The 25,943-nt window shown below is 38.6% G+C and carries 16 protein-coding genes; 5 read left to right on the top strand and 11 right to left on the bottom strand.

The features are described 5' to 3' along the window. The first annotated feature begins 201 nt into the window (after positions 1-201). From IPL24_15345 to IPL24_15335, 3 genes are read left to right on the top strand one after another with little or no spacing between them, the layout of a single operon-like run. The gene (locus IPL24_15345) at positions 202-690 is read left to right on the top strand and encodes a hypothetical protein (protein MBK8364981.1); all 489 of its coding nucleotides are present in this window, start codon (positions 202-204) and stop codon (positions 688-690) included. Next, entirely contained in the window at positions 687-962 is a 276-nt protein-coding gene (locus IPL24_15340) for a hypothetical protein (GenBank protein ID MBK8364980.1), read from the top strand. Before IPL24_15345 ends, IPL24_15340 begins: the two co-directional genes overlap by 4 nt. A 46-nt stretch (positions 963-1,008) precedes the next feature. After that, the gene (locus tag IPL24_15335; GenBank protein MBK8364979.1) at positions 1,009-2,325 is read left to right on the top strand and encodes a T9SS type A sorting domain-containing protein; all 1,317 of its coding nucleotides are present in this window, start codon (positions 1,009-1,011) and stop codon (positions 2,323-2,325) included. Positions 2,326-3,296: 971 nt separating this feature from the next. Here IPL24_15335 and IPL24_15330 read toward each other — a convergent pair. The 11 genes from IPL24_15330 to IPL24_15280 all read right to left on the bottom strand — a co-directional run bounded on the left by IPL24_15330 (position 3,297) and on the right by IPL24_15280 (position 10,458). Further along, on the bottom strand, positions 3,297-4,628 hold the full coding sequence (locus IPL24_15330; GenBank protein ID MBK8364978.1) for a hypothetical protein: 1,332 nt from the start codon (positions 4,626-4,628) through the stop codon (positions 3,297-3,299). 949 nt (positions 4,629-5,577) lie between these two features. Beyond that, positions 5,578-6,528: a hypothetical protein gene (locus tag IPL24_15325; protein MBK8364977.1), complete on the bottom strand. Its 951-nt coding sequence runs from the start codon at positions 6,526-6,528 to the stop codon at positions 5,578-5,580. Beyond that, on the bottom strand, positions 6,528-6,779 hold the full coding sequence (locus tag IPL24_15320) for a hypothetical protein (protein MBK8364976.1): 252 nt from the start codon (positions 6,777-6,779) through the stop codon (positions 6,528-6,530). Before IPL24_15320 ends, IPL24_15325 begins: the two co-directional genes overlap by 1 nt. Positions 6,780-7,157: 378 nt before the next feature. After that, a complete protein-coding gene (locus IPL24_15315) occupies positions 7,158-7,604 on the bottom strand; it encodes a PIN domain-containing protein (GenBank protein ID MBK8364975.1) in 447 nt (148 codons plus the stop codon). Beyond that, positions 7,576-7,947, bottom strand: coding sequence for a hypothetical protein (locus IPL24_15310; protein ID MBK8364974.1), 372 nt, complete (start codon positions 7,945-7,947; stop codon positions 7,576-7,578). The genes IPL24_15315 and IPL24_15310 overlap by 29 nt, the downstream gene beginning before the upstream one ends. Then, positions 7,944-8,330 (bottom strand): hypothetical protein, encoded by a 387-nt coding sequence (locus IPL24_15305; protein ID MBK8364973.1) that lies wholly within the window; start codon positions 8,328-8,330, stop codon positions 7,944-7,946. The genes IPL24_15310 and IPL24_15305 overlap by 4 nt, the downstream gene beginning before the upstream one ends. Then, positions 8,309-8,674 carry a hypothetical protein gene (locus tag IPL24_15300; GenBank protein MBK8364972.1) on the bottom strand — a complete coding sequence of 122 codons (366 nt, stop codon included), beginning with the start codon at positions 8,672-8,674 and terminating at the stop codon, positions 8,309-8,311. The genes IPL24_15305 and IPL24_15300 overlap by 22 nt, the downstream gene beginning before the upstream one ends. Continuing rightward, positions 8,634-9,155: a hypothetical protein gene (locus IPL24_15295; protein MBK8364971.1), complete on the bottom strand. Its 522-nt coding sequence runs from the start codon at positions 9,153-9,155 to the stop codon at positions 8,634-8,636. The genes IPL24_15300 and IPL24_15295 overlap by 41 nt, the downstream gene beginning before the upstream one ends. Before the next feature lie 3 nt (positions 9,156-9,158). Next, complete coding sequence (locus tag IPL24_15290; protein MBK8364970.1) at positions 9,159-9,359, bottom strand: hypothetical protein; 201 nt, start codon at positions 9,357-9,359, stop codon at positions 9,159-9,161. A 6-nt stretch (positions 9,360-9,365) separates the two neighbouring features. Beyond that, the gene (locus IPL24_15285; GenBank protein MBK8364969.1) at positions 9,366-9,896 is read right to left on the bottom strand and encodes a hypothetical protein; all 531 of its coding nucleotides are present in this window, start codon (positions 9,894-9,896) and stop codon (positions 9,366-9,368) included. Positions 9,897-9,987: 91 nt separating this feature from the next. Next, positions 9,988-10,458, bottom strand: coding sequence for a hypothetical protein (locus tag IPL24_15280; protein ID MBK8364968.1), 471 nt, complete (start codon positions 10,456-10,458; stop codon positions 9,988-9,990). A 782-nt stretch (positions 10,459-11,240) separates the two neighbouring features. On the opposite strand from IPL24_15280, the gene IPL24_15275 reads away from it, so the two are divergent. Together IPL24_15275 and IPL24_15270 are read left to right on the top strand one after the other, a co-directional pair. Next, positions 11,241-11,396 (top strand): transposase, encoded by a 156-nt coding sequence (locus IPL24_15275; GenBank protein MBK8364967.1) that lies wholly within the window; start codon positions 11,241-11,243, stop codon positions 11,394-11,396. A gap of 203 nt (positions 11,397-11,599) precedes the next feature. After that, positions 11,600-25,624: a PKD domain-containing protein gene (locus IPL24_15270; GenBank protein MBK8364966.1), complete on the top strand. Its 14,025-nt coding sequence runs from the start codon at positions 11,600-11,602 to the stop codon at positions 25,622-25,624. The last annotated feature ends 319 nt before the right edge of the window (positions 25,625-25,943 follow it).

Below are 25,943 nucleotides of genomic sequence, written 5' to 3'. Positions count from 1 at the left end.
GTAGTGCGATTATCAATTTATGCGACTTTTAGAATAATCAATAACCAAAGATCATTAAAAACCTGCAATAATAAAAGCCCTTTAGTGTTACATTTCATTCGGATGAAATCTTATATCGTAATTCGTGAAATCGGTAATAATTATTTTAGGATTTATCTATAAGAATTCGTTTCTTAGTGTTATAATAATCTAAATATTGAAATGAAAAACAGGTATAGAGTTGCTGTGATAGTGCATTTACTTTTTGCTTTTTCTCAGATTGGATGTGCCCAGACAGTATCACAAAAAAAATCAGGACAACGTGCAATTGCAATCGTTCTGAAGATAACCGGAAAAGATGCAAAGCCTGAGCAAATCGAACTTTACAGCAAGAACGTATTTGAAGGAAGAGTTAAAGTTCTGAAGACAAATGCTGCATCACATTTCAGTGAACCGGTTCATTTTAAATTTTATAAGGAGTCGGGCGAACTGATCTATGAAGAGTATGTGCAGAACCCGCTCAAGCGACATATTGAAAGCTTTGAGCCTGATGGAGTCATTAAGAATAATGAAATTGCGAATGACAATAATGGATTTATAAATATTCGTTTTGGAATTGAAGAAAATGTAAGTACAGTGAAAGCGGAAGGTTATGTGATCATCAACGGAAAAGAAACACTTTTGTCAACCCTTAATATTTCAATTCCATGAAAAGAAATTCACGCTTGATTTTGCTGACTCTTCTGATCTTTTGTTCCACACAAATAAAAGCTCAGGTATTTAAGGTTGATACACTACTTTATAACGGTGATCCGGATAACAGAATAAATTTAGTTATCATGGGAGATGGGTATACTATTTCGGATACAACATTGTTCAGGACAAATGCTATGAGTGTAATGAACTATTTCATAAGCACTCCACCGTTTAACATGTACAGTAATTTTTTCAATTTTTTTCGGAATAGAAGTTATTTCCAATGAATCCGGTTCTGATCATCCGGGGAATGCTTCTGATGAATCAGTACCATTGACACAACCCATTACTATTGCAGATACTTATCTGGAAACATCATTCGATTACGGTTTACACAGGGTTGTTAGTTCCAGTAATCTGGGATTGATCTATACTGTAGCCGATATCAATTTCCCGCAGTATGATATTATCAACGTAATTGTAAATTCTCCTTATTATGGTGGCAGTGGCGGAGGAATAGCATTCACATCAATGGATGTTGCAGCCTTTGAAGTTTTCATGCATGAATTCGGACATTCTTTCGCAGGATTGTCTGACGAATACGAATACGGTTCAAGCAACTGTAATCCCGGACATAGCCAGTATATAAATGTAAGTCAGGAAACTGACACATCATTATTAGTATGGAAGAACTGGCTTACTACCGCTGCTATTCCAAGTACACCCGGAACAGATTGCAATTTAATAGGACTTTATCCCGGAGCATTTTATTGTCCAATTAACTGGTATCGTCCAAAGTGTAATTGCAAAATGAAGTTTTTGAATCAACCGTTTTGCGAAGTATGTGCAGAGCAGATCATTTATAAAATAAATTCTTTAGTTGATTTGAATGACAATTTCTCACCTCAAGATACAGTCCTGACAATTTGTAATAGCGAAACACAATTGTTTACAGTTACACAAGTTAAATCCAGTCCGAACACTATACAAACTCAATGGACTGTTGATGGAATTCCTGTCGTGAATAATGATACTGCATTTACATTCGATGCTTCGCTCTATGCTCCCGGAATGCACCAGATAATTGCAGAAAGTTACGACTCAACCTATGAAGTTAAAAAAACACTGACTGCCTACCGGAAGATCTGGGATGTAAATGTTGCCACCCCTTTGAACGACATTGCGTTTACGATCAACGGCAACGATCTTGTTTCACCGTACACTCAAAGTCAATGGTACATTGTTGGCGACACAGTACCTGTAGGATCAACAGATGTATTATCATGCACTCAGGCAGGAAATTATTTTGTAACCGGTCTCGACATTAATGGCTGTTTCGCAACGAGTGATACGATCACAACAGCATGTACAACAGGTTTGAATACTATTAATGGAAATACTACTGAGATAAAAATAGTACCTAATCCTTTTACCAGCAGCCTGACGATTTATGCCTCAGGAATGAAATCTGCATCTTATCGGATTTCAGTTACAGATCTTTTAGGTCAGGTTTTAGAAAGTCGTGAGATAAATCCACTCAGCGATTCATTCCGGCTTGAATTAAATACGATTAATTTTCAGAGTGGAATTTATTTTCTGATCGTTAGTAGTGAAAATTCGAGTTATTGTAAAAAAATAATCAGGGAGTAAATTTCGGTATGGGATAAAGATTAAATTCCCTACACGCCAGTGGAATGTTAAGCGCGAGTTAGTAACCATTTCAACTCGCACTACATGTGCTATTCTATTGGCAAGATCCCTACATGCTAGGCGGAATGTTAAGCGCAAGTTAGTAACCACTTTCAAGCAGTCGTCCCTTCCTGCTATTCTATTGGCAAGATCTCCTACACGCTAGGCGGAATGTTAAGCGCAAGTTAGAAAGCACTTTCAATACGTAATGTCCCCAGCGTCATTCCGCCGGGATGTTAGGGACACAGGTTGTGAAATAGTTCTAAGTGCATGTTGTATACTTTTAACAAGCATTGTACGTTACCCCGGCAGGAATGTCGCTTGAGCAGCTACTGATTTGAAAGTGTATTTTTTATTTCCGCTCAACATTCCGCCTAGCGGGCGTTCATTTAATTCAGGATTAACATTTCGGCGAGCGGGGTGTGTTTTGGTACCATGCTGCAGGATGAAGTTGCACGTTGGGGTGTAGTCTGCAGACTACACCCCAACGTGTGCACTAGAACCGTGGCGCAGGACGAAGTCTTGAAATTAAAAATTCAGTCTCAATACTTCGTGCATGAACTTCGTCCGGGAAATTAAAAAAAGCAATTTGTTTGAAGTCATCCTCATTCCACTATGCAATTTGTAAATCCCTCACAAGCTAGGCGGAATGTTAAGCGCACGTTGGTAACCACTTTCACTTCGCAATACACTCAGCGTCATTCCGCCGGGATGTTAGGGACACAGGTTGAAAATAGTTCGAATTACATGTTGTATTCTTTTAGCAAACGTTGTACGTTATCCCCGGCAGGAATGTCGCTTGAGCAGCTACGAATATGAAAGTTTATTTTTAATTTCCGCTCAACATTCCGCCTAGCGGTGGTCGTTTATTTCCGGATTTATATTTCATCAGACAAAACATTTGTTCAAGCCTTCTATTAGTTAAATACTTTTTATTTGTGTTGAATATAAAGTTTGCGAGGACTTAAAATTTCCGGACTTAAATTTTCTTTGCCGACATAGAATCCTGAAATAGTAGGAAAAGTACTGCCACAAGCGGATCCGCCAACATTTAGTTCGCATGGAATGTATGTTACAATTGTAGTGGCAGTTAGAGATATAAATTTTGTATGTGGAATTATTGCATTAAAACTACATCCATCTTTAGCGCATCCGATTATTAGTCTTGTTTTATCAGATAGAAAATTCATTCCTGTTACAGTTAGTATTTCTTTTTCACCGCACAGAATTGTGTCTGGAGAAAAGTTATTAATAATTGGAAGAAGAAGGCTGTGAGGGGTAACATCAATTTCTTGATTGCAGAATACATAGCTCAATTTTGAAATGGAATTGTTTTCGTAATCATAGAATTTCCCATTTGCAAATTCGCTGGGAAAGGAAAATGAAGAAGTTGAATCAAAGTTTTTAATATTGAAGCGCAGCAAGGCAACTATTTGCTTTCCAATTTCAAAAACGTGTTTACTTTTCTTTAATGATTTTATTGAAATCAAAATCGTCGAGCTGTCTAAATCATAAATTTGAGTAGTATATGCTGTATCACCTAAGAGCGACTTTGAAATTCTTAACCATTTCTTATCGAAATTAAGTTTTGAATTATTGAATTCAATGTTTTTATTCCTTACGACAAAAGTGCCGAATGTTTCAGTGTTATATTTAACTGCGAATTCAAGTGTTTTTAAGGCAACAAAACTGACTGTTGATTTAACTTCGATACATAGATCAAAAATTGTTTGATTCTTTCCAAGTTCAGCATATTTAAAATTTAAAGCCACACCGTGCGACTGAAGGAGACCAGCGTTTCCTGAGCTTATTAACCAGTTCTTCACAGTTGCATCTTCAACTTCGGGACGTGAAATTATTTTACGTTTTATTTTTGTAAGTTCTTCGATATGACAGTAAACATCTTTCTCAGTGTTTGCGTTATTTTGATAGACCCAAGTATCATAGAATGCACGAACGATAAAATTCTTTGCAAGAGTATCACCTGAACTAAGAAATTTTTTATTTGCTGTAGAATCTGAAATATTTGGATTATTGAGAAAGAATATACCAGTTTGTCCTAGCCCTGCCAATGACAAAGTTCCACAGGAAGGAATGGATAGGATGTCGTTACCAACTATACCTCCTTCCAAAGGAATTTCAATAAATGTTGTATTGATACCACCTTTAAAAATTTTATAAACCTGAACGACATACGAGGTGTAAATCATTTGACCGCCCCAATAGGCAGGAGGAATGGAAACAACTTTTCCTTCGACGATCAAAGGGCATTTTTTTTGATTGTATCAATCGGTATATATATTCTTGATGAATAACTCTGGAGAGAAAAGGTGAGAAAGAGGAGAAATGTAAATATTTTAAAGAGTTCTTTCATTTTTTGGTGCAGAGGTGTTGGTTGTTTAATAAGTTCAATTACAAATTTAACAATTTTATAAATGCCAGAGGTGTAACAAGTGCTGTGAGAAAGGAAAGAAAAACTTAGCGGAAGGTTAATGGGCAAATTTGCAACCACTTCGAATACTCAATACAAATTACGAAATAGAACCGGGAAGTAAGCAATACTTTTTGTAAAAAGATCCATATGCATATTGTTAGCTTTCAGTGTGGTTTGGAGGTTACCCCGGCAGGAATGTCGCTTGAGCAGTTACTAATCTGAAAGTACATTCTTAATTTCCGCTCAACATTCCGCCTAGCACGCGTTCATTTAATTCCGGTTCAACATTTCGGTGTACTGCCTATAGTGCACAATTCAATTGGCAAGACCCATCACGCTAGGCGGAATGTTAAGCGCACGTTAGTAGCCAATTTCAATTCGCATTACACTCAGCGTCATTCCGCCGGGAAGTTAGGTATACAGGTTGTAAATAAGTTCTAAGTTCATGTGTATGCTATTAGCAAGCGTTGTACGATACCCCGGCAGGAATGTCGCTTGAGCAGTTACTGATCTGAAAGTGTATTCTTAATTTTCGCTCAACATTCCCTAGCGGTACGACAAGCTGTCAGTTTTCGTTTTTGTTTTTATCATTATTCTGTCTCCACCCAAATTAATATCGTCTACACGAGTAATCATTATAAAGAAATTGTCAATTTTCGCGGCATAGGAATCCCCGTTTTTCCCTAGGGCAAATCCAGTTTCAGTATTAAATCTAACAATCATTTCTTTCGGTACACCAATGTCGCCACTATTTGGGAAAAGAAAATAAATATATTCTATTATAACATTATTTTTGTTGTCACAACAATATAATCAACAGAATGTCCATAGACTAATCTCTTTATTGGCTTGGTATATTGATAATAATGTTCATTTGTCTTGGAAGAAATACCTTTTATTTCATAGTCACTGGTTTTGGTGAAAACATTTCCAATTTTAATATTTGGAATATCTGAGCCAAAACTTGTAATAGTATTCGTAGAATTTTCTCTAGCACTTTTTTTTGCATTAGCATTAGAGTTTTCTTCGGTAATTTCTGTTAAAATATTATTTACTTCAGAAGAATCTTTTTTTTTAAAATTATCTAGATCACTATTTTCATTCAAGACTTCTTTGTATGATGGATTGCAATTCCTTTTAATCATTTCATATGCTTCCATAAATCCCAATTCACCCGCTTTACTCAATAGAGCACAGGCTGAATCTCGGTTGCCGTAATTTAGTCTGAGAACACCAAGGTTATAAAATGTTTCTCCGTCTTTTTGTCCGTATTTAATCGCATACTCATAGGCAATAATAGCATTTGAAGGGTCGTTTAGGTTTTCAAAAGCAATTGCTTTGGTTTTATAAATTTCCGGAAAATCTATTTTAATCATTTTTGCTTTGTCGCAGTCATTACAAGCACTTGCGAAATCTCCCAGTTTGATTTTTAATTTTGCTCTTTCAACTAATGCTTGATATAATACACTATCAAGTTCGATTGATTTTTGAAAACTTATTAGTGCTTCTTTATGTTTTTGAAGGCGAGCTTCTGATAATGCTCTATAAAAAAAGGCATTTGCGTTTTTAGTATCTTTTTTGGATGCTTTGGTAAAATTTTCTAAAGCAGTAGTAAAGGAACTATCATTATAAGATTCTATTCCCGCATTAAAATTTTCAACAGCTGTACTCTTATCCTTACAGGAATAAATAAGAATTACAATTATTACGTAAAGAATGCTTCTTTCCATTACTCGAATTCTTTGGATTTGTTTATGAAATAAATAATTAATGTTCCGACTGATGTAACAATACCAGAAATTATTGCACTAACTGGAAAAAGTTCCCAAAATAAAAGGGAAGGATTTTCTTGTTGCGCCCTCGTAAGATATACAGGATAATCAGAACTACCACCGTCTTTCCCGCCCAAATACGACATAAAAGTAATTGCTAAAGTTAAACTGAGCCAAACAAGGATTGAATTTTTTAAAAGTTTATTCATTTTATTAATTAGTTATTTTTAGCACTAAACTTCAATGTTAGAACTGAACTTCCGCCTTGCACAAATGTGTCTGCGAAGCACAGAACCTCCGCTTTCACGATGTTAAGCGCAAATTAGTAACCACTTTCATTTAGCAATACACTCAGCGTCATTCCGACGTGATGTTAGGGACATTGTTTGTAAAAAGTTCTATATACATATTGTAAGCTTTCAAGGTTTGTACGTTATCCCGACAGGAATGTCACTTTAGTAGTTATTAATATGAAAGTACTTTCTTAATATCCGCTCAACATTCCCTAGCGGGGATATTTTTTCTTTTTCTTTATCATTTGTTAAAATGAAAATTGTATTCTTAATACTTCAAGAACATTTTTGCGTCTATTGAATTACTGTAATAATTTTAGTTTTTTTAACATAAGAGACAATTTTCGGATCTATCGTAATAATTGGGCATTGAAGTTGAATTGCTGCAGCAAGAATTAATTTATCATTGTGTTCCAAATCAACTATTGAATTGTCGATAGCAATAAAATGTTCGACAACCTCTCTTTCTAAAGGTTTAACTTCAATATCAGGACATTCTTTAATCCTATAATATAACTCGTAATAAATCTTCTTAGCCATTTCTTTATTTGAAACAAATTTTGTGTGAAGCTCCAGAAAAACTGTACTTGGAATTACTAATTTTACACCTGAAAATGTATTAAATCCATTATTAATTATCCGACGTGCATCAGGACTAATCTTATCTGCTTCATTAAATAATTTATTAAAATAATTTATTAATGAGACTGAATCAATAACGTATCGTGTTTCTATAATCATATTCTAAGTGTCTTTCCTTAAGTTGTCGTATATTTTCATTCATATCACTTGAGTAGCGAACGTGTGAGAACATAAATTCTATAAAATTGCGATCTAATTCATCTAACACAAAATCTCCTTCTTCGATTAGGTCATATAATTCCTGCAAGAACGAAACTGGCAACGAACCCTTTTTGATCTTTTTTTGAATAATCTGTGTCAACAAATAATTTATGATAACTATCTGTTCCTCCCAATTTTTGCAATTTTCAACAAGTTGTTGAATTTCTGCATCCTTAACATGAGTTAAAATTAAGTGATTAATGAGACGCTCAATTAAAGCTTTATCCAAGCATCTTTTCATTTTTTACGTTTACTTTTAGCTTTCTTTCGTAGGTCTGTCGTTGAGGAAGTAGTCAGATTTTTTGGTGTCGTCTCAATGGAAAAGTCTTTGCTTTCTTTTCTAAAGTTTTGAATATACTCTTCATCAAGCATTTGTCTTTTTTCGACGGCACCTTTCTCAATAACCTGATATGCAAATTTAAGTATAGAGGCCGCATTATATTCAGAAGATTCACCCATTATTCGCACCCCTTTCTCAGTAAATGGAAATAAATCATCCCCTTTCTTCGGCGGTTTTGTTCGATAATGTTCCAAATACTTTTTGATCATCATTATCGCGTGTTTATCACTCAGTTTTTCAAAGGCAATAACATTATTTGTTTCTATCTGAGGGTTAAGTGGCACCTGTTTTCCATGCCCGACTCACTCCATGCAGTCCCGAGAAGCCTTGGTACACCAGCATGAAGAGCTAAGAAGAAGTTGTAAAAACCAATTCTAGAGTTAACATATACCCCATCGAAAAGTACAGTACGAAGTTGGGTAGCGAAATCCTTTTTTTGAATAGCACTTTGAAATTCCGGAATGCGTTCAAAATCATCAACTAAGATATAGGCTCCGTTAAAGCCAGCTGCGAGAAAAAACTCAACAAGTTGACTAAAAACAAATTCTAACTTATCTTGATTTTTTCTTAACCTTGAATAATATTCTTCAAAAAGATGCTTGAGTCGATAAATTAACGAACATTCCATGTTCATTAAATAATGGGAATTCTGTCGGCATTGCTGAGATATAAGAATTAGCTCTTATTCCTTTGTTGAGTTCGTGAAAGTCAATTTTTTGTTCTTGAAACCACTTACTTGAATTCAAATCCTCAATGATATCTTCAAATTTTTTTCCGGAAAATATTTTGTGTAACCCTTTTTTAGCTAGAACATCTAATCTGATTATGGCCAACGAAACCTTAATAATGTCGCTTTCAAGAATTGATTCAAAAATTAAATCAACAAATTTGTCAAAGGTCTTTACGACTCCCCCACCTTCAGGAGCAGCGAAAATGCCGAAGCATTTATTTTTATTTTCAGATAAATCCAAGCAATAATTTTGATTGATCTTTTTGAGCAGGTTTATCAAGAATGCCGATTTGCCGTTACCTCGACCGATGTATGAAGTATCATTTATGAAGCCAAGCCTTAGATGATCAGGTTTAGATTGTGGTACATTTAAAAACACTTTTTAATTTTTTGCAAACTCCTTCTCTCTCACTGCAATTTCAAAAATATTACCATTTAATTTATCCTCTGTCGAGGACTTATTTACAAAGGGACTTCTAGGAAAAGGATTCTCACGAAGGTTGTAAATTTCAAATCTGCCAACTTCGGACATGTTCGGGGACTCGCTAGGTTTCTGGATTAATTTGTCCAATGGATTTTCCATAAATTTTTATTTTTTGAGTTCTATTGCTATAATATTTTTCTGTTTCCCACCAATGATAACAGGCTCGCGTTTTAAATAAATTGCTTTATTTTCTTCAGGAAGAGTATCGGATTCCAGAGATATTTTAATTTTCAATACGTCCCTAAGATTTAAAGTGTAGGCCTTTTTAAGGAAATCACTAAAGACGCTTTCCGAAATTTTCATTTTAAAACAAACCATATCTCTTAAATCGGCGAGATTGATAAAATAACTTTTACTTCTTGATTTGATATCGTGATAAGAATTAAACAGGACGTTAACAAACTCATGCTGATTTAACACCCATTTCGGTGTATGAGCATATAAAGAAGTATCATCTTTATATGTAAACAGTTTTTTGAAATCACTATGGGCCTTTTCTTTCATGAGGAGAGATGTTGGGTAAACGATCTTTCCGTTAAACCCTGGATAGAATTCATTTGCATTAATGATTCCAAGTTGCTTGCCTCGATAAACCCATAATTCAAAATAGCTTAAACTAAGATCTATTTTATACACAAATTGCAAAAGTAATTAACCCAAAAGTCTCTTATTCTCTTGACAATTTTGTTATAATTCTGTGCAATTCCATTGCTATTTAAAGTCATTTCTAATAGTCCAGAGTGTTCGATTTTTTAATAATTTCGGAAGTAGGTTTATCAAGAGAAATTTTTTGACTCAAATAATATTCTATATCTATTTCAATTTTCTCACGAAGTAATTGTGCGTATTCTCGGATATTGTTACTACTCACTATCTCCTGTTTATTCATACCTAATTTTAAAGGGGAATACACGGGAAAAATTAAAAGTCCGTTGTTCTCTGGGTTAGCTAGGTAAGAAGCTTCGATAAGGTATCTAAATCCTTGCAACCTCGACTCCATTAAGAGAAATATTTCATGGTTAAACTTTTCACTGCCTTTTGAACTGACAAGTAAAAGCTTATTTCCAAGTGAAGTCAATTTCAATATACTTCGGTCCTTCTCAATAAGCCCTAAGAAAGCAGACTCCTCTATAACTTCTTGAAATGTGTACCAATAATGATGAAGGGTTAAATTGCTCATCGATTCTGTTGCTTGCACATTTTTTTTGTAGCGAGACTCACCTAATTTTTTTTATCTTTTAATCCAATAAAATGTGTAAAGGCAATATTTGGTTCACGCGAAAATTGTATACTCTTTAAGAGGATGTCAAAATACTCCAAAAAATAGAATTTGTGAATTGCTGTGAGATTTTTGTTTCGCACTTTAATATTTCCAGTATTGATATTACGTGTAATCATTTATTTATTTTAATAAAGCAAACATTTCCCTAAAATGAAGTCAGTTTTAAAGGGTTTGTACACCCTATATTATCATTAAAGTGGAAAATTAGTGTTTTAATTGTGAATATGAAATATAAAGCGTGATGTTTATTTTGTTAAATGAAATATGAGTTAAAAGTTTATGTCATTATCCTTTTCAAGTGGTTTTCTTGCAGTAGAATTGCTATTGTTCGTGTTTTCTTTCGATACTGAGTATTCCGGATGCTGGCAACATAGATTTTAGTGATATGAAAGCATAGTTCTTTTATTATTGAAGCAGTTATTCAGAATTTCTAAATTACTTTTTTTTCAGTTCATTCTTATGTCACTAAACATCCATTCGAAAGAAATTTTGATTCCAAATAAATCTATCGAAAGATATTAGACTCTTTAAGCATACCAAATTTCCCAATAAACAAAACACCCCCAAGAAAATTAATCCCCCAACCATCTATCAACTCCCCCCCACCACCTATTCCCAATTCCTACCATCTATTACAACCCCACCCCGCAATTTCATTCAAATTTTCACCTTTAGAGACCAAGAATCCGTGTCCCCGAATGAAAAACCAACGCCGGAAGTTTTCCGAAGAATTTAAAGTGAAGGTACTGCATGAAGTTGTGTTGAATGAGAAAGCAGTGGCGGCTATTGCTAGGAAATTTGATTTAACGCCGGGGCAGATCTATTCTTGGAAAAAAAGAAGTGAAAAGAAGTAGAATGAAGTAAAATGAAGTGAAAAGAAATGAAGAAAATGAAGTGAAAAGAAGTGGAATGAAGTAAAATGAAGTGAAATGAAAAATCCCGAATAACGAAAAACAGAAAACAAAATACGAAGAGCCGTCACATATACGCCCACACTACACACCACACACTCAAACTGAATTTACACACACGCATAATCACAACCACCATGAAACACATGTACAACATCCTGAAAGAACTTGTAGCTTATTTTGAAATTTGCTTGCATGATTCTAAGCCGATTCTAATTAAACAGGAGAATGGAGCTTCCTTGACGCAGAAGGGAGTGAAGCAGTTCTTTCGGATGTTGTGCATTTTTGTGTTGATGCACTCGGGTGTGTTTGCACAAGGACCATTGACTGTTGTGCCGGATCCGTTGTGTAGTACAAATTGCTGCTCATCAGGACAACCGTGTAATTGTTCGGCGGGGATTACGATCACAGGTGGATTGGCACCTTATTCAATATTTCTTCCGACACCGAGCGGACCAGTTCTTAATATGACTTGCGTAGGTGGACTTTGTCCGGGAACATATGTGTTCAGTGTGCGCGATGCAAATAACGTGACTGTGCAATGTCCGGTAACAGTCGGACAAAGTTGTTGTCACCTGAATTGCCGCGATACATCTTTCTGTTTCGGACTTCCGGATTCATTGATCGTTCTTTTACCACCGACATACACTGATACTACTCAAACTGCAGGCGGCGGAACTGGTCCGGGTGGACCTCCGGCTGATTGTGTGTTTGATTCTATGTGGAATAATTCTCCGGGTGTATTTCCTGTGGGAACTACAGTAGTGAAATGGTATGTGCGCGATTTGAGTGGAAGAATAGATTCATGTACACAAAATGTAATTCGTAATCCACCAACACCATATGTGATCAGCTTTACAACTTCACCGCCAATTGTTGTTGGTGTAATTAATATTTGTAACGGACAAACAATAACATTCACCGACAATTCAACAGGAACAACAGGAAGACTTTGGAATTTTGGAAATGGATTTTATTCAAGTAATCAAACTCACACTGAACCGGCATGGCATTATCCGCCGGGAACATACTACGATACTCTTACTGTTTTTGATGATTGCGGAGTCGGACATGATACTGCATTCACAGTCGTTGTAGATTCAGCAACCGGACCGGATATCTTTTGCATCTCTGTCGTTTGTCCGGGTGATACTGTGACTTATCATACAAGTGCAAATTGTACATCCTATACCTGGGGTGTGAGCGGCGGAGCATTTTATCCTGCACCACCTGCATCAACCAGCGATTCTGCAACAGTGATCTGGGGCGCAGGTCCGAATGGAACAATTTCATTGAGCGTTTCAGGATGTACACCGCCATCAACATGTAACATTGCAACAATCAAAACAGTCGACATCGTTCCGGCAACATTGCCGATCGCTGGTGACACTGTTGTTTGTGCAGGAAGTTCATCGACATATTGCGTACAATGTATTCCCGGAAATTCTCATAGCTGGGAATTACTTCCTGCCAATGCTGGAACTGTCACAGGCAACGGAACATGTTGCGTGACCATTCAATGGGCTCCCGGATTTTTCGGAATTGTACAACTGCAGATAAATTATCAGAATGTACTCACAGGTTCAGGATGTAATTTACCTGATGGAAGTTGCAATGAAGATCCGGGTTGTGGTGGAATAGGTCTGATCACCATAAATGTAAAACCGGTATTCGGAATTTCAGGTCCTGCGAAAGTTTGTCCGGGAGTTGTAAGCGCACCATTCAACGGAATGAATCTTACAAACAATACAATTGCTCCGGGAACATCATGGCAATTAGTAACTCCGACTGCAACAGTAATTCCTTTTGCAAACACAGCTGCCTTCAATGCTTATACATGGAATGCAGGTGCAGGAGTATATCAGTTAACTGCATACGCACCACCGGGAGTTTATTGCAATGATTCAGCAATGACAACTGTAGAAGTTGTGCAAGTGCTGACACCGAATGTCATCACCGGACCGGATACAGTTTGTGCCGGACAACCATACTTCTATAGTACTGCTCCAAACATGAGTGGTGTAACATACACCTGGAATGTAACAGGCGGAGTTTTGAATCCACCGATCAACGGAAGCAGTGTTTCCGTAACATGGGGACCAGGCGGAGGAACACTTTCTGTTTATCAGACAATGACTGCCGCACCGGGATGTGTTTCAAGTTCAACTGCAAATTATAATGTAGTGACTTGGCCGAATTTCCCATTGCCTGTCATCACATCAAGCGCACCGATCGCTTGTGTGAAGAGTACGATCACTTATTCAATTCCGCCACCATTGATCAGCAATGGAACATATACGTGGTCAATCGTTCCGGCATCAGCAGGAAATATTATCACGGCAAACGGATTGAATTTTGTTACGATCAATTGGGTGAGTGCAGCAACACCGCCGGTTGTGAAATTAAAGATCTCAAGATGCTATGAAGATTCAGTCATGCTTCCTGTGAATTTAATTCCATTGCCACCGGTACCAAGCATCAGCTATGCTCCATTGAATCCATGCCTGGGTGATCTTGTAAGTTTCACAACAACAAGTCCGGGACCGATCTGGAACTGGAGTTTTGGAGATGCATTCACATCGCCACTACAAAATCCTACTCATACTTATGCATCATCAGGAACATTCAACATTCAGTTGTATGTGACGAATGCTGCCGGATGTTCTGATACAGCATATACTACTATTACAGTAGATACAGTACCAATAATTCCAATCATCACCGGACCAGCAAGCGTTTGTCTTGGATCAACGGTTTCGTACACTTTCGCAGAACCATTATTTCTTGGTGGAAGTTATGACTGGTCGTTATCGGCACCGGTGCTTGGAAACATTACAGGAAATACTCCGAACGCTTTAACTATAAAATGGAATACTCCGGGAGTTGATACTGTGAGACTACATTTGCAATCAACTTGTATCGATACAATCTTACGATTCGTTGTTACTGTTAATCCATTGCCAACTCCTGGAATCGGATTGCCATCACCATCGTGTATCGGTGCGCCGCTTACATTCACAGGAACAGGCGGTGTAAATTACAACTGGTCATTCTCAGGCGGAAGTCCGGGATCAGCAACAGTTGCAAATCCTGTTGTGACATATGGTTCAACAGGAACTTATCCGCTTTCATTAACTGTTGTTGATGCTAATGGATGTACGAAATCAATCACATCAAGTGTTACTATCAATCCATTACCGCTTGCAATCATTACGGGGCCGTATACAGTTTGTTCTTTCCCTGCAACAGTAACGATGGCAGCAGTGAATCAGGCAGGATATTCTTTTGCATGGACACCATCAGGTGTTACTCCATCGATAACGCAAAGTGTTTCCGGTCCAACAACATTCTCTGTTGTTGTGACTAATGCATTTGGTTGTACTAAAACATCGAATGCAATAACAGTAACAGCAGTACCATGTCCACCACCACCACCGGGATGTACAATTACAGATACAATTAATTTTACTTCAACACCACCGGTATGTTTATCTACAACATTTACAAAAACAGGAAATGCCACATTATACGAATGGGACTTCGGTGATGGCGGAACAGCAGGAAATATTTCTCCGGTTTCACATACCTATCCAATTCCGGGACTTTATAAAGTAACAGTCTGGGGAATTGGTACAGGAACAAATTCATCAGGAGGAATCTGCATTGATACATTCCCATACAGCAGAATAGTTACAATTCCATTTGATCTTAGTTATACAACATCGTTTGCATGTAATGGATCAGGAGTAATGCAAGCTGTTTTTGCAAATACATCTTTATTTGTAGGAAGTGCAGCGAGCTATAACTGGAATTGGTTTGATGTTACGACATCAACAACGATTGCAACTACTGCATTCCCTGGACCGATCACATTAACTCCGGGTACACACGTCATCACACTTTCAGCATTTGATCCGGTTACACTGGCTACATGTTCGGTGACAACAACCATTGTTGTTCCCGTACCGATCTCAGCAAACTTCAGTGTTTCCTCTCCTGTTTGTCAGGGCTCACCGGCATTGTTCACAGATCTTTCAGTGAATATTGCGAATGAAGCATCACGATTATTTAATAATGGAAATGGAGCATCAGATAATTTAAATCCATCAAGTCTGATCTATGCAAATGCACCGGGACCATTCACAGCTACATTAACAGTAACTGATATTTACGGATGTTCAAGTACTGCATCGCAAAGTGTAAGTGTACTCGTACCAAATGCAGGATCAATTACAGTTACGCCGGGTACTTGTGACTCAGTAAAACTAACAGCATCAGGACTTGGTCCGTATGTATGGCAATTTATAAGTCCTGCACCGGTCCCTGATAATCCGGTTTATGTAAAAACATCAGGCTTCTATAAAGTAACAGGAACCGATAATCAAGGTTGTCCATATACAGCCGGTCCTGTTCAGGTCACAGTATTAAAATCACCGACAGTAGTCATCACCGGACAAACAAATTATTGTCAGGGTGAAGCACTCGATATAAAAACAGGCGCAGCAGGAATTAATTTTGCCTGGACAAAAATGCCGGGAAATATTCCTGTTGGAACAAATGCACCAAATCTGAATATCGTTCCTGTTGGAACAGGTTTACAAACTTATCAGGTAACAGTAACAGGTGCTAACGGATGTACAGCATCAGCATCGTACACTGTTAACATTGATCCGATTCCTTCATCAGCAACAATTGTTGCATCAGGCCCATTGACATTCTGTGAAGGCGATTCAGTTTTATTGACTGTATCTCCGACAGGTGCAACATATCTGTGGTCTAAGTCACCAACACCTGCATTAACTGCTCCCGCAAATACACAACCCGGATTGTATGTTACAGTATCCGGAACTTATTCAGTCATCGTTCAGACGGCAACCGGTTGTGCGTTTCCTGCAATAGCACCGGTAACTGTAACAGTAAATCCTAAACCTGTTGCAAATATTACAGGCGATACAGTGATGTGTGAAGGCGATCAGTTGCAATTACAAACTCCGCCTGAAGGTGGTGCAACATATTTGTGGAATGGTCCTGCAGTAACAGGAAATACTAATCCATTCATTGTACCGAATATGCAATTGACAGATGCAGGATTGTACTCTGTTGTTGTTACGAATAGTTATGGTTGTACAAAAACTGATACGATCACAGTAATTGTAAATCCTTCGCCTGTAACTCCATTCATTACTTCTAATCCGGGTGGAGTGTTATGTGAAGGACAATTATTCACGTTCAATGCAACTCCTGTTCCGGCGCCATTGGTAGTCTATACATGGAGCACAGGACAAATAGGAACATCGATCACAGCAGCAATGCAAGGTGATTATTATGTTACAGCAACGAATCAGTTTGGTTGTTCTGCAGTTTCAAATATTCTTACCATACATCCATTACCGGATCTTTCATGCGTGCCTTCGGGTTGTTATGAATTCTGTAATGAATGTCCGTCGGTAATAATTCCGGGACCATTTGGATTTGCTTCTTACACCTGGGAAATGCTTGTCGGTCCGACATTCGTATTCTATAGTGCAAGTCAGAACCTAACAGTTTTACCTCCGGGTGGAATGTTCAGATTGATTGCAAGTAATTCATGGGGATGTTCGGATACATCGGATACATTGAAAATTACATTCCAGGATTGTTGTACTCCAATTGTAGATGTGTCGGAATGTGTTGACACAACATGTCAGGATTTCACTAATGGACTAACAAATAATTTTGCACCATATATTCTTGAGCCGAACGTAAACGTTATTACAAATAATGTTGTCGGACAATATGCCGGTGATATTTATATTCAGGCAACAGATCAGCCGGGGGCATCGGCCGTCATAGGCGATACCGTATTTGACGGTAAATGGTGTTGTGGAAAATTCTCGTACGATTTCAAAGTTATAAATGATGGTGTCTCCGGTTCGCCGAACATACAACCTCAATTTAAGATCTGGAACAGTGTCACCAACAGAGGATTTTTGTATACATCAACTCAGATCATCAATGAAAATAGTCCGTGGAAAAAAGTTGTTGCATGTACTAGCATTGATACATTCCCATTACCAAATGCCGGAGGTACATGGACACCAATTGCTCCTGCAACAATTGCAGACTGGCAATCAGTTGCTTCAAATGTTACGGAAGTAATTTTTGTAACTGAAGTATCAGGAGGAGTAGGTGAGGTAGTAGGAATTGATAACGTATGTTTCACGCCGCAGACATTTGTTGTTGCGTGTACATCGACTGTTGTGAATTGTCATTATACAGTCGGAGTTAACATTGTAAATAATGGCGCTTGTCAGAACTTCCAGTACGTCTGGGACAATGGACATACAGGGCCATTCATTGAGAATGCAGCACCGGGAACATATTGCGTGAAAGTGATCAGCTGTTGTGGTTGTATCGATTCATGTTGTGTTACGGTTCCATTTGATTCTACAGTAATTGTTGTTACAGATACAGTGTATCATATCAACTGCGATAGTATCTATGGTGGAATGAAAGTTTTCGTTGAAGGTGGAGTTCCGCCGTATTCATATTTATGGAGTACAGGTGAAACAACTGCTGAGGTAAGAAATCTTGCAGCAGGAGCTTACAATGTGATCATTGAAGATTCAACAGGATGTGAAACGATCGTTTATGATACAGTAAGAGTAGAAACCGATTGTGGCTGTAATAATATTCCGGCACCGCCGCCACCAACTATTACTGTTGTGAGTGTCACACCGGATAGTTGTAATGGAAGTGGATGTATCAATCTGACGTTTACAGGTTGTTGTCTGAGATATGGTTATATCTATCAGAGTTTATGTAATCCATTACTGATAGATACAGTTGGACCAACATTAGATTCAACGATCTTCTGTAATCTTCCTGCCGGAACGTATACAATAATTGTAAAAGATCCTTGTGGAAATACTGCGACGCAGACGGTCGTTGTACCATCGCTGGTTCCGCCATTACTTGCATTCGTTACGTATTCGAATTGCGGCGCACAAATTTGTGTCGGTGCAGAAGGTGGATGCGGACCATATACATACTTATGGTCGAATGGAGAAACAACACGATGCATCACTAACTTCACTCCTTGCGTGGATCTCGTAGTAACAATTACAGACGCAAATGGCTGTTCAGTAACAATGACAGTTTCGCCACCAACAGTTACATTCGATAATATAGTTCAGCCAACATGTTGTCTTGCAAACGGAAGTTTGTGTGCGAATGTTTGTTTCGGACAAGGACCATATTTATATTCCTGGAGTAATGGTGCGACAACACAATGTATCACTGGTGTACCAGCCGGCACATATTGTGTTACGATCACAAATGCAAATGGTCAGCAGGTTACTTGTTGTTATACATTAACGGATGGAACAGTAATTCCTCCTGATGTACATTTCGATGTATTGAATTGTGGTGCGATCGTTAATGCTTATATCAATGCAAATGGTTGTCCATATACATTCCATTGGCAAAATGGAAGTACAGAACCATTCTTCGAACAGGCACACTCATGTGATTCACTCACGCTGACGGTAATAATGTGTGATAGTACAGAGTACTATTTCGGATTCAAAGTTCCGGGAGTAATACCATCTATTACACCTGTTAATTGTCATACAGGAGTTGGTTCTATTTGTGTTGCTACAGAATGTTTCAAATGTCCGATCGTATCTTACGAATGGGCACCAATCATTGCAGGTACACCAAATAATTTAGCATGTTACAATAATGTTCCATCGGGAATTTATACAGTTTGTATAGAAGATTCATGTGGAAACAGGATGTGTTGTACGATCTATTTGCCGCCGGGAGATTCGGCTCAGGTAATCCATATTACAGATACGGTCTATGACATTACCTGTGATAGTTTGTTTGGAGGAATTGATGTAGAAGTAGCAGGAGGTTATCCGCCGTTTACATACAGTTGGAATACGGGCGCAACAACTCAGGACATCCGCAATCTTGTTGCCGGAAACTATACTCTTGCAATCACGGATTCGATCGGATGTATAACATACGTTCATGATACAGTAGTTGTCGATAACGATTGTAATTGTGATTCACTTCCGGAACCAATTCTTCCAACGATCAATATCGTTAGTGTTGATCCTGATAATTGTCGCGGCGATGGTTGTATTCATGCAACCTTTACAGGCTGTTGTCTGTGGTATAGTTATACTTATATCCATCCTTGTAATCCTGCACTTTCTTATAGTATACCTCAGACAAGAGATACAACAATCTTCTGTAATCTCGCTGCAGGAACATATACAATCTTTGTAAGTGATGGCTGTGGAAATATGGTTCAGCAAACCGTTGTTGTTCCGTCATCAGCACCACCACTTACAGCACTGGTCAACTATTCAAATTGCGGATCAGGAGTTTGTGTGATAGCACAAGGCGGATGTGGTCCATATACTTATGATTGGTTAGGTGGCGCAACGACTGAGTGTATTACTCTGAACAATCCTTGTACAAGTCTTTATGTTACAATTACAGATAGCAGAGGATGTTCAATCACTGTTTATTTAACTGCACCTGGCATTTCATTTAATGCCGTTCAGCCAACTTGTTGTCAGAACAATGGAAGCATTTGTGTAACAGCTTGCTTCGGACAAGGACCACTTTCTTATCAGTGGTCGAATGAAGCAACGACAGAATGTATCCAGGGACTTGCTCCGGGAACATATTGTGTGACGATCACAAATGCACTTGGGCAACAAGTCACTTGTTGTTACACATTGAATGCAGCGCCGGTTATTCCACCTGATGTACATTTCGATGTGCTGAATTGCGGATCCGTAGTAAATGCTTACATGGAAAGCAATGGTTGTCCGTTTACTTATCATTGGCAAAATGGTAGTACGGAACCATTCTTCGAAGGAGCGCACTCTTGTGATTCACTTACGCTCACAATTGTGATGTGTGACGGAACAGAGTATTACCATGGATTTAAAGTTCCGGGAATATTACCTGCATTGATTCCTGTTGATTGTCATACAGGAGTCGGTTCTATATGTGTTGCGACAGAATGTTTCAAATGTCCTGTTGTATCTTACGAATGGGCACCGATCATTGCGGGTACACCAAATAATTTACCATGCTACAACAATGTTCCATCAGGAATTTATACGTTATGCGTAACTGATTCTTGTGGTAACAGAGTATGTTGTACGATTTATCTTCCACCGGGAGACTCCGCACAGATCGTTCATGTAACGGATACCGTTTATGATATTGGTTGTGATAATCTGACCGGCGGAATTGATGTAGAAGTTGCGGGAGGTTATCCGCCATTTACATACAGCTGGAATACAGGAGCAACTACTCAGGACATCACTAATCTTGTTGCCGGAAATTATGTTCTGGAAATTACAGATTCAGTTGGTTGTATAACTATCGTTCACGATACAGTTGTTGTTGACAATGATTGTAACTGTGACGATCCTGCAACACCTTTACCAACAATAACTGTTGTGAGTGTTGAACCTGATAATTGTCGTGGCGATGGTTGTATTCATGCAACATTTACAGGCTGTTGTCTGTGGTTTAGTTACACATACATTCATCCTTGTAATCCTGCACTTTCTTATAGCGTACCGCAAACAAAAGATTCAACGATCTTCTGTAATCTGAATGCAGGAACGTATACACTCTTTGTAATGGATGGTTGTGGAAATATGGTTCAGCAAACGGTTGTTGTTCCGTCATCAGCACCACCATTGACTGCACTCATTAATTATACAAATTGCGGAACAGGAGTTTGTGTGATAGCACAAGGCGGTTGTGGTCCATATACTTATGAATGGTTAGGTGGAGCTACATCTGAGTGTATTCCACTCAACAATCCTTGTACATCATTGTATGTTACAATTACAGATAGCAGAGGATGTTCTATCACTGTTTATTTAACAGCACCTGGTATTTCATTTAATGCCGTTCAGCCAACTTGTTGTCAGAATAATGGAAGCATTTGTGTAACAGCTTGCTTCGGACAAGGTCCGCTTTCTTATCAGTGGTCGAATGAAGCAACAACAGAATGTATCCAGGGATTAGCGCCGGGTACATATTGTGTAACAATTACAAATGCACTTGGTCAACAAGTGACATGTTGTTATACTTTGAATGCTGCACCGGTTATTCCTCCAACAGTACATTTCGATGTATTGAATTGTGGATCTGTTGTAAATGCATACATGGAAAGTAATGGTTGTCCGTTTACATATCATTGGCAAAATGGAAGTACAGAGCCATTCTTCGAACAGGCACATTCATGTGATTCACTTACACTCACTATTGTGATGTGTGATGGAACAGAATACTATCACGGCTTTAGAGTTCCGGGAATATTACCTGCTTTAATTCCTGTTGATTGTCATACAGGAGTTGGTTCTATTTGTGTAGCAACGGAATGTTTTGCTTGTCCGGTTGTATCATACGAGTGGGCGCCAATTATTGCAGGTGTTCCAAACAATCTGCCTTGTTATAACAATGTTCCTTCAGGAATTTATACACTTTGTATAACAGATTCATGTGGAAACAGAGTGTGTTGTAATATTTATCTTCCACCGGGAGATTCAGCGCAGATCATTCACGTAACAGATACAGTGTATGACATCACATGCGATAATCTGCATGGAGGAATAGATGTAGAAGTTGCAGGAGGTTATCCGCCATTTACATACAGCTGGAATACAGGAGCAACAACGCAAGACATTTCAAACCTTGTTGCCGGAAATTATATTTTAGAAATTACAGATTCAGTTGGTTGTATTACTATCGTTCACGATACAGTTGTTGTTGACAATGATTGTAATTGTGACGATCCAGCTACACCTTTGCCAACTATAACAGTAGTGAGTATTGAACCTGCAGGATGCGGAGGTATGGGTTGTATCAATGCAACGTTTAACGGTTGTTGTCTGTGGTACAGTTACACATTCATTCATCCTTGTAATCCGATGTTATCATACAGTGTAGCACAAACACAGGATTCAACGATCTTCTGTAATCTTCAGGCAGGAACATATATTATGTTCATCCAGGATGGATGTGGAAATCTGGTTCAGCAAACTGTAGTTGTGCCATCAACAGTTCCACCTCTGACAGGTTTAGTCACATATTCAAATTGTGGTACAGGAGTGTGTGTTATAGCACAAGGCGGATGCGGACCATATACATATGAATGGTTAGGCGGCGGAACTACTGAGTGTATTACACTGAGTAATCCATGTACATCTCTTTATGTCACAATTACTGATAGCAGAGGATGTTCAGTTACAGTATACCTTACTGCTCCGGGAATATCATTTACAAATGTCGTTCAGCCGACTTGTTGTCAGGCAAACGGTAGTTTGTGTGTGAATGTATGTTTCGGTGAAGGACCATTTACTTATCAGTGGTCGAATGAAGCTACAACACAATGTATCTCCAATTTAGCTGCTGGTACGTATTGTGTAACAATCACAAATGGTGCAGGACAACAGGTCACTTGCTGTTATACACTTACTGATGCCGTTGTAACTCCACCGTTAGTACATTTCAATTTCACTAATTGCGGATTAGCAGTAACACCGGTATTTGAAGAAAACAATTGTGGAAACTTCACGTGGTACTGGGATAATCATTCGCCATCATTTATAAGAGAAAACCTCACAGCATGTGATTCGATAACATTTACAGTCGTTTCATGCAATGGTCAGTTGACACATTATGGTTTCCGTGTTCCTGCTGTCCTGCCAACAATTACTCCGGTAAATTGTGCAACCGGATTAGGTAGTGCATGCCTTCAGGTAGAATGTTTCCGTTGTCCTGTTGTGTCATACAACTGGACTAACCTTCCTCAAGGTGTAGAAAATGGTGGTCCTTGTATTACGGCACCTCCTGGAATCTACAATGTTTGTATTACCAATGCATGCGGTGATGTGATCTGTTGTCAGGTCATCATTCCGAATGTTGTAAATACAATCAATGTAACTGCGACAACAATCAATGTCCCTTGCTTCGGCGGAACAAATGGAAGTGTAACAGTTTCAGCAACAGGTGGAACACCACCATACGTTGGAACCGGAACATTTAATGTTGGTGCAGGTACGTATACTTACACTGTAACAGATGCTAACGGTTGTTCAGGTTCGGTAACTGTAACAGTTACTCAGCCATCACCAATTGTGATTAATTACAATGCAACACCGATCAATTGTTATGGTGGAACATCTGAAGTATTTATTTCTGCTACCGGTGGAACAGGTCCATATCAGGGAACAGGTTTTGTAATTCTTACAGCCGGTACTCATCAGATCACAGTAGTAGATGCAAACGGATGTGTTCAGACGATTGTAATTACAATCACTCAGCCTCCGAAAGTGGAAGGAACAGTTACAACAACACCAACAAATTGTCTTGGTGCAACAGGAACTGCTACTGTAAATCCAACTGGCGGATTCCCTCCTTATACTTATGTATGGAGTCCGGGTGGACAAACTACTCAGACAATTACGAATCTTGCAGCAGGCACGTATACATGTATCATTACAGATTCACATGGATGTACAGGAACTGCTTCGGGAATTGTAAATACACAAGGAACAACACCACCAACTCCGGGACCGATCACGGGTCCGAAGGGTGCATGTAGAAATACAACCGGAATTGTTTATTCAATTACACCGGTACCGGGAGCAACATCATACATCTGGACATTACCGACTGGAGCGACAGGCAGTTCAACGACAACATCAATTTCTGTTTCGTTCGGACCAACATATGCAGGCGGATTCATTTGTGTCTCTGCAGTTACTCCTTGCGGAATCAGTGCACCTAGTTGCATGAATATTCCGGTGATCACAACTTATGCAGGTGTACCGATAAGTATTTCAGGACCTGTTATTGTTTGCGGACCAACGATTGTTACTTATACAACAAGCGCATTGAATGCCCTTGGATATAACTGGACACTCACAGGTGGTGCAACAATTATCAGTGGTCAGGGAACGAATACAATTACAGTAAGTATTCCGGCAGGATTCACTCAGGGCTCTGTTCAGGTATATGCATTCAATTGTTTCGGCAACAGTGCTGTGAAAGGTATTCTGATCACCGGTATTCCGACTCATGGTTATGCTGTGACGGGACCATCATATGTATGTGCAAATTCTTCAGGCACGTATTCAATGCCTGTTGTTACAGGAGCAACATCGTATGTATGGACAGTGAGTGGTGATGCAACACTTGGAACAAATACACTAAGTCCGACGACAACGACACAAGTGATCAACTTCGGTCCGTCATGGACAACAGGAACAGTTACTGTAGCAGCGGTGAACGCTTGTGGTTCTTATGTGAAATCGTTTGTTGTAAGATCAACTCCGGTTCAGCCTGGTAGTATCAGTGGTCCGGGAAATAATTTGTGCAATACAACGGCAACTTATTCTATTGTTGCAGTTGCAGGCGCAACATCATATCAGTGGACAGTTCCAGCAGGAGTTACAATAGTAGGAAGCAGCACAGGATTATCAGTAAATGTGATCTTTGGTCCGACGTTTACATCGGCCTCAGCGAACATTTGTGTTTCAGCTCTCAACTCTTGCGGAAGCGGACCTGCCCGTTGTTATACTGTAACATCGCGGCCTCCGGCTCCGGTTATTTCAGGACCATCTGCTGTATGTAAAACTAACTCATCGGTAGTTTATACTATACTACCTGTTGCAGGTGCTACATCGTATGCATGGTTAGTAACAGGTGGAGCTACGATCATTCCTGCACCATCAGGATTGAGCGCAACAGTCAATTTTAATACAGCAATATCTTCTTCGGCTGTCGTTCGTGCAAATGCGATCAATGCTTGCGGTGCAAGTAGTCATGCTCTGTACAATGTCAGTGTAAGTTTATTCTGTCGTCAGGGAAATTCTGAGATTCAATCTTTAGCGGATTTCAGCGCATATCCAAATCCAACGACAGGAAAATTAACCTTAAGTTTCGATTCAGAATCTAATACAGATTGCATGATTGAAATTGAAGATCTTGTTGGTAAGATCATGCTGATTGAAAATGTGAACCTGGAGACAGGAAATAATTTGCATGAACTGGATCTGAGTACATTTGCAAAAGGCATGTACTTCCTTTCTGTTAAGTCAGATGGAGTAGAAGTTAAAACGATAAGGTTAGTAATAGAATAGAATAGAAGTTTTTTTCATGCACAAAGGCCTCCGAAGTACCGGGGGCTTTTGTGTTTTTGAAGATTAGCCGGCCGGTTCATCCACATTTAAAAAAAACATTTCACATTTCAAAATCAAAAAAAACTTTTTTTAATATTATTCCTGTCTTAAAATTGTGTCAGTGAATAGTCAATGACTATTTTTGAATCAGTAAGACGAAGACAATTAGGGAAAATTAGCGTTTTATTGAAAAGCCACCACATGAAACCGGTAGGGAGATCTCAGAATCTTCTGCCGGTTTTTTTTATTTGAAAAACATATAGGAGGAACACTTACCTTT

The sequence above is a fragment of the Bacteroidota bacterium genome (assembly GCA_016711505.1).
GTDB lineage: Bacteria > Bacteroidota > Bacteroidia > AKYH767-A > 2013-40CM-41-45 > JADKIH01.
This window is presented reverse-complemented; position numbering and strand designations above follow the sequence as displayed.

What these genes read in the sequence shown, in the direction of transcription:
- IPL24_15345 (MBK8364981.1), top strand. Translation starts at nt 202, where the DNA reads ATGAAAAACAGGTATAGAGTTGCTGTGATAGTGCATTTACTTTTTGCT.
- IPL24_15340 (MBK8364980.1), top strand. Translation starts at nt 687, where the DNA reads ATGAAAAGAAATTCACGCTTGATTTTGCTGACTCTTCTGATCTTTTGT.
- IPL24_15325 (MBK8364977.1), bottom strand. Translation starts at nt 6,528, where the DNA reads ATGGAAAGAAGCATTCTTTACGTAATAATTGTAATTCTTATTTATTCC.
- IPL24_15320 (MBK8364976.1), bottom strand. Translation starts at nt 6,779, where the DNA reads ATGAATAAACTTTTAAAAAATTCAATCCTTGTTTGGCTCAGTTTAACT.
- IPL24_15315 (MBK8364975.1), bottom strand. Translation starts at nt 7,604, where the DNA reads ATGATTATAGAAACACGATACGTTATTGATTCAGTCTCATTAATAAAT.
- IPL24_15310 (MBK8364974.1), bottom strand. Translation starts at nt 7,947, where the DNA reads ATGAAAAGATGCTTGGATAAAGCTTTAATTGAGCGTCTCATTAATCAC.
- IPL24_15300 (MBK8364972.1), bottom strand. Translation starts at nt 8,674, where the DNA reads ATGGAATGTTCGTTAATTTATCGACTCAAGCATCTTTTTGAAGAATAT.
- IPL24_15290 (MBK8364970.1), bottom strand. Translation starts at nt 9,359, where the DNA reads ATGGAAAATCCATTGGACAAATTAATCCAGAAACCTAGCGAGTCCCCG.
- IPL24_15275 (MBK8364967.1), top strand. Translation starts at nt 11,241, where the DNA reads ATGAAAAACCAACGCCGGAAGTTTTCCGAAGAATTTAAAGTGAAGGTA.
- IPL24_15270 (MBK8364966.1), top strand. Translation starts at nt 11,600, where the DNA reads ATGTACAACATCCTGAAAGAACTTGTAGCTTATTTTGAAATTTGCTTG.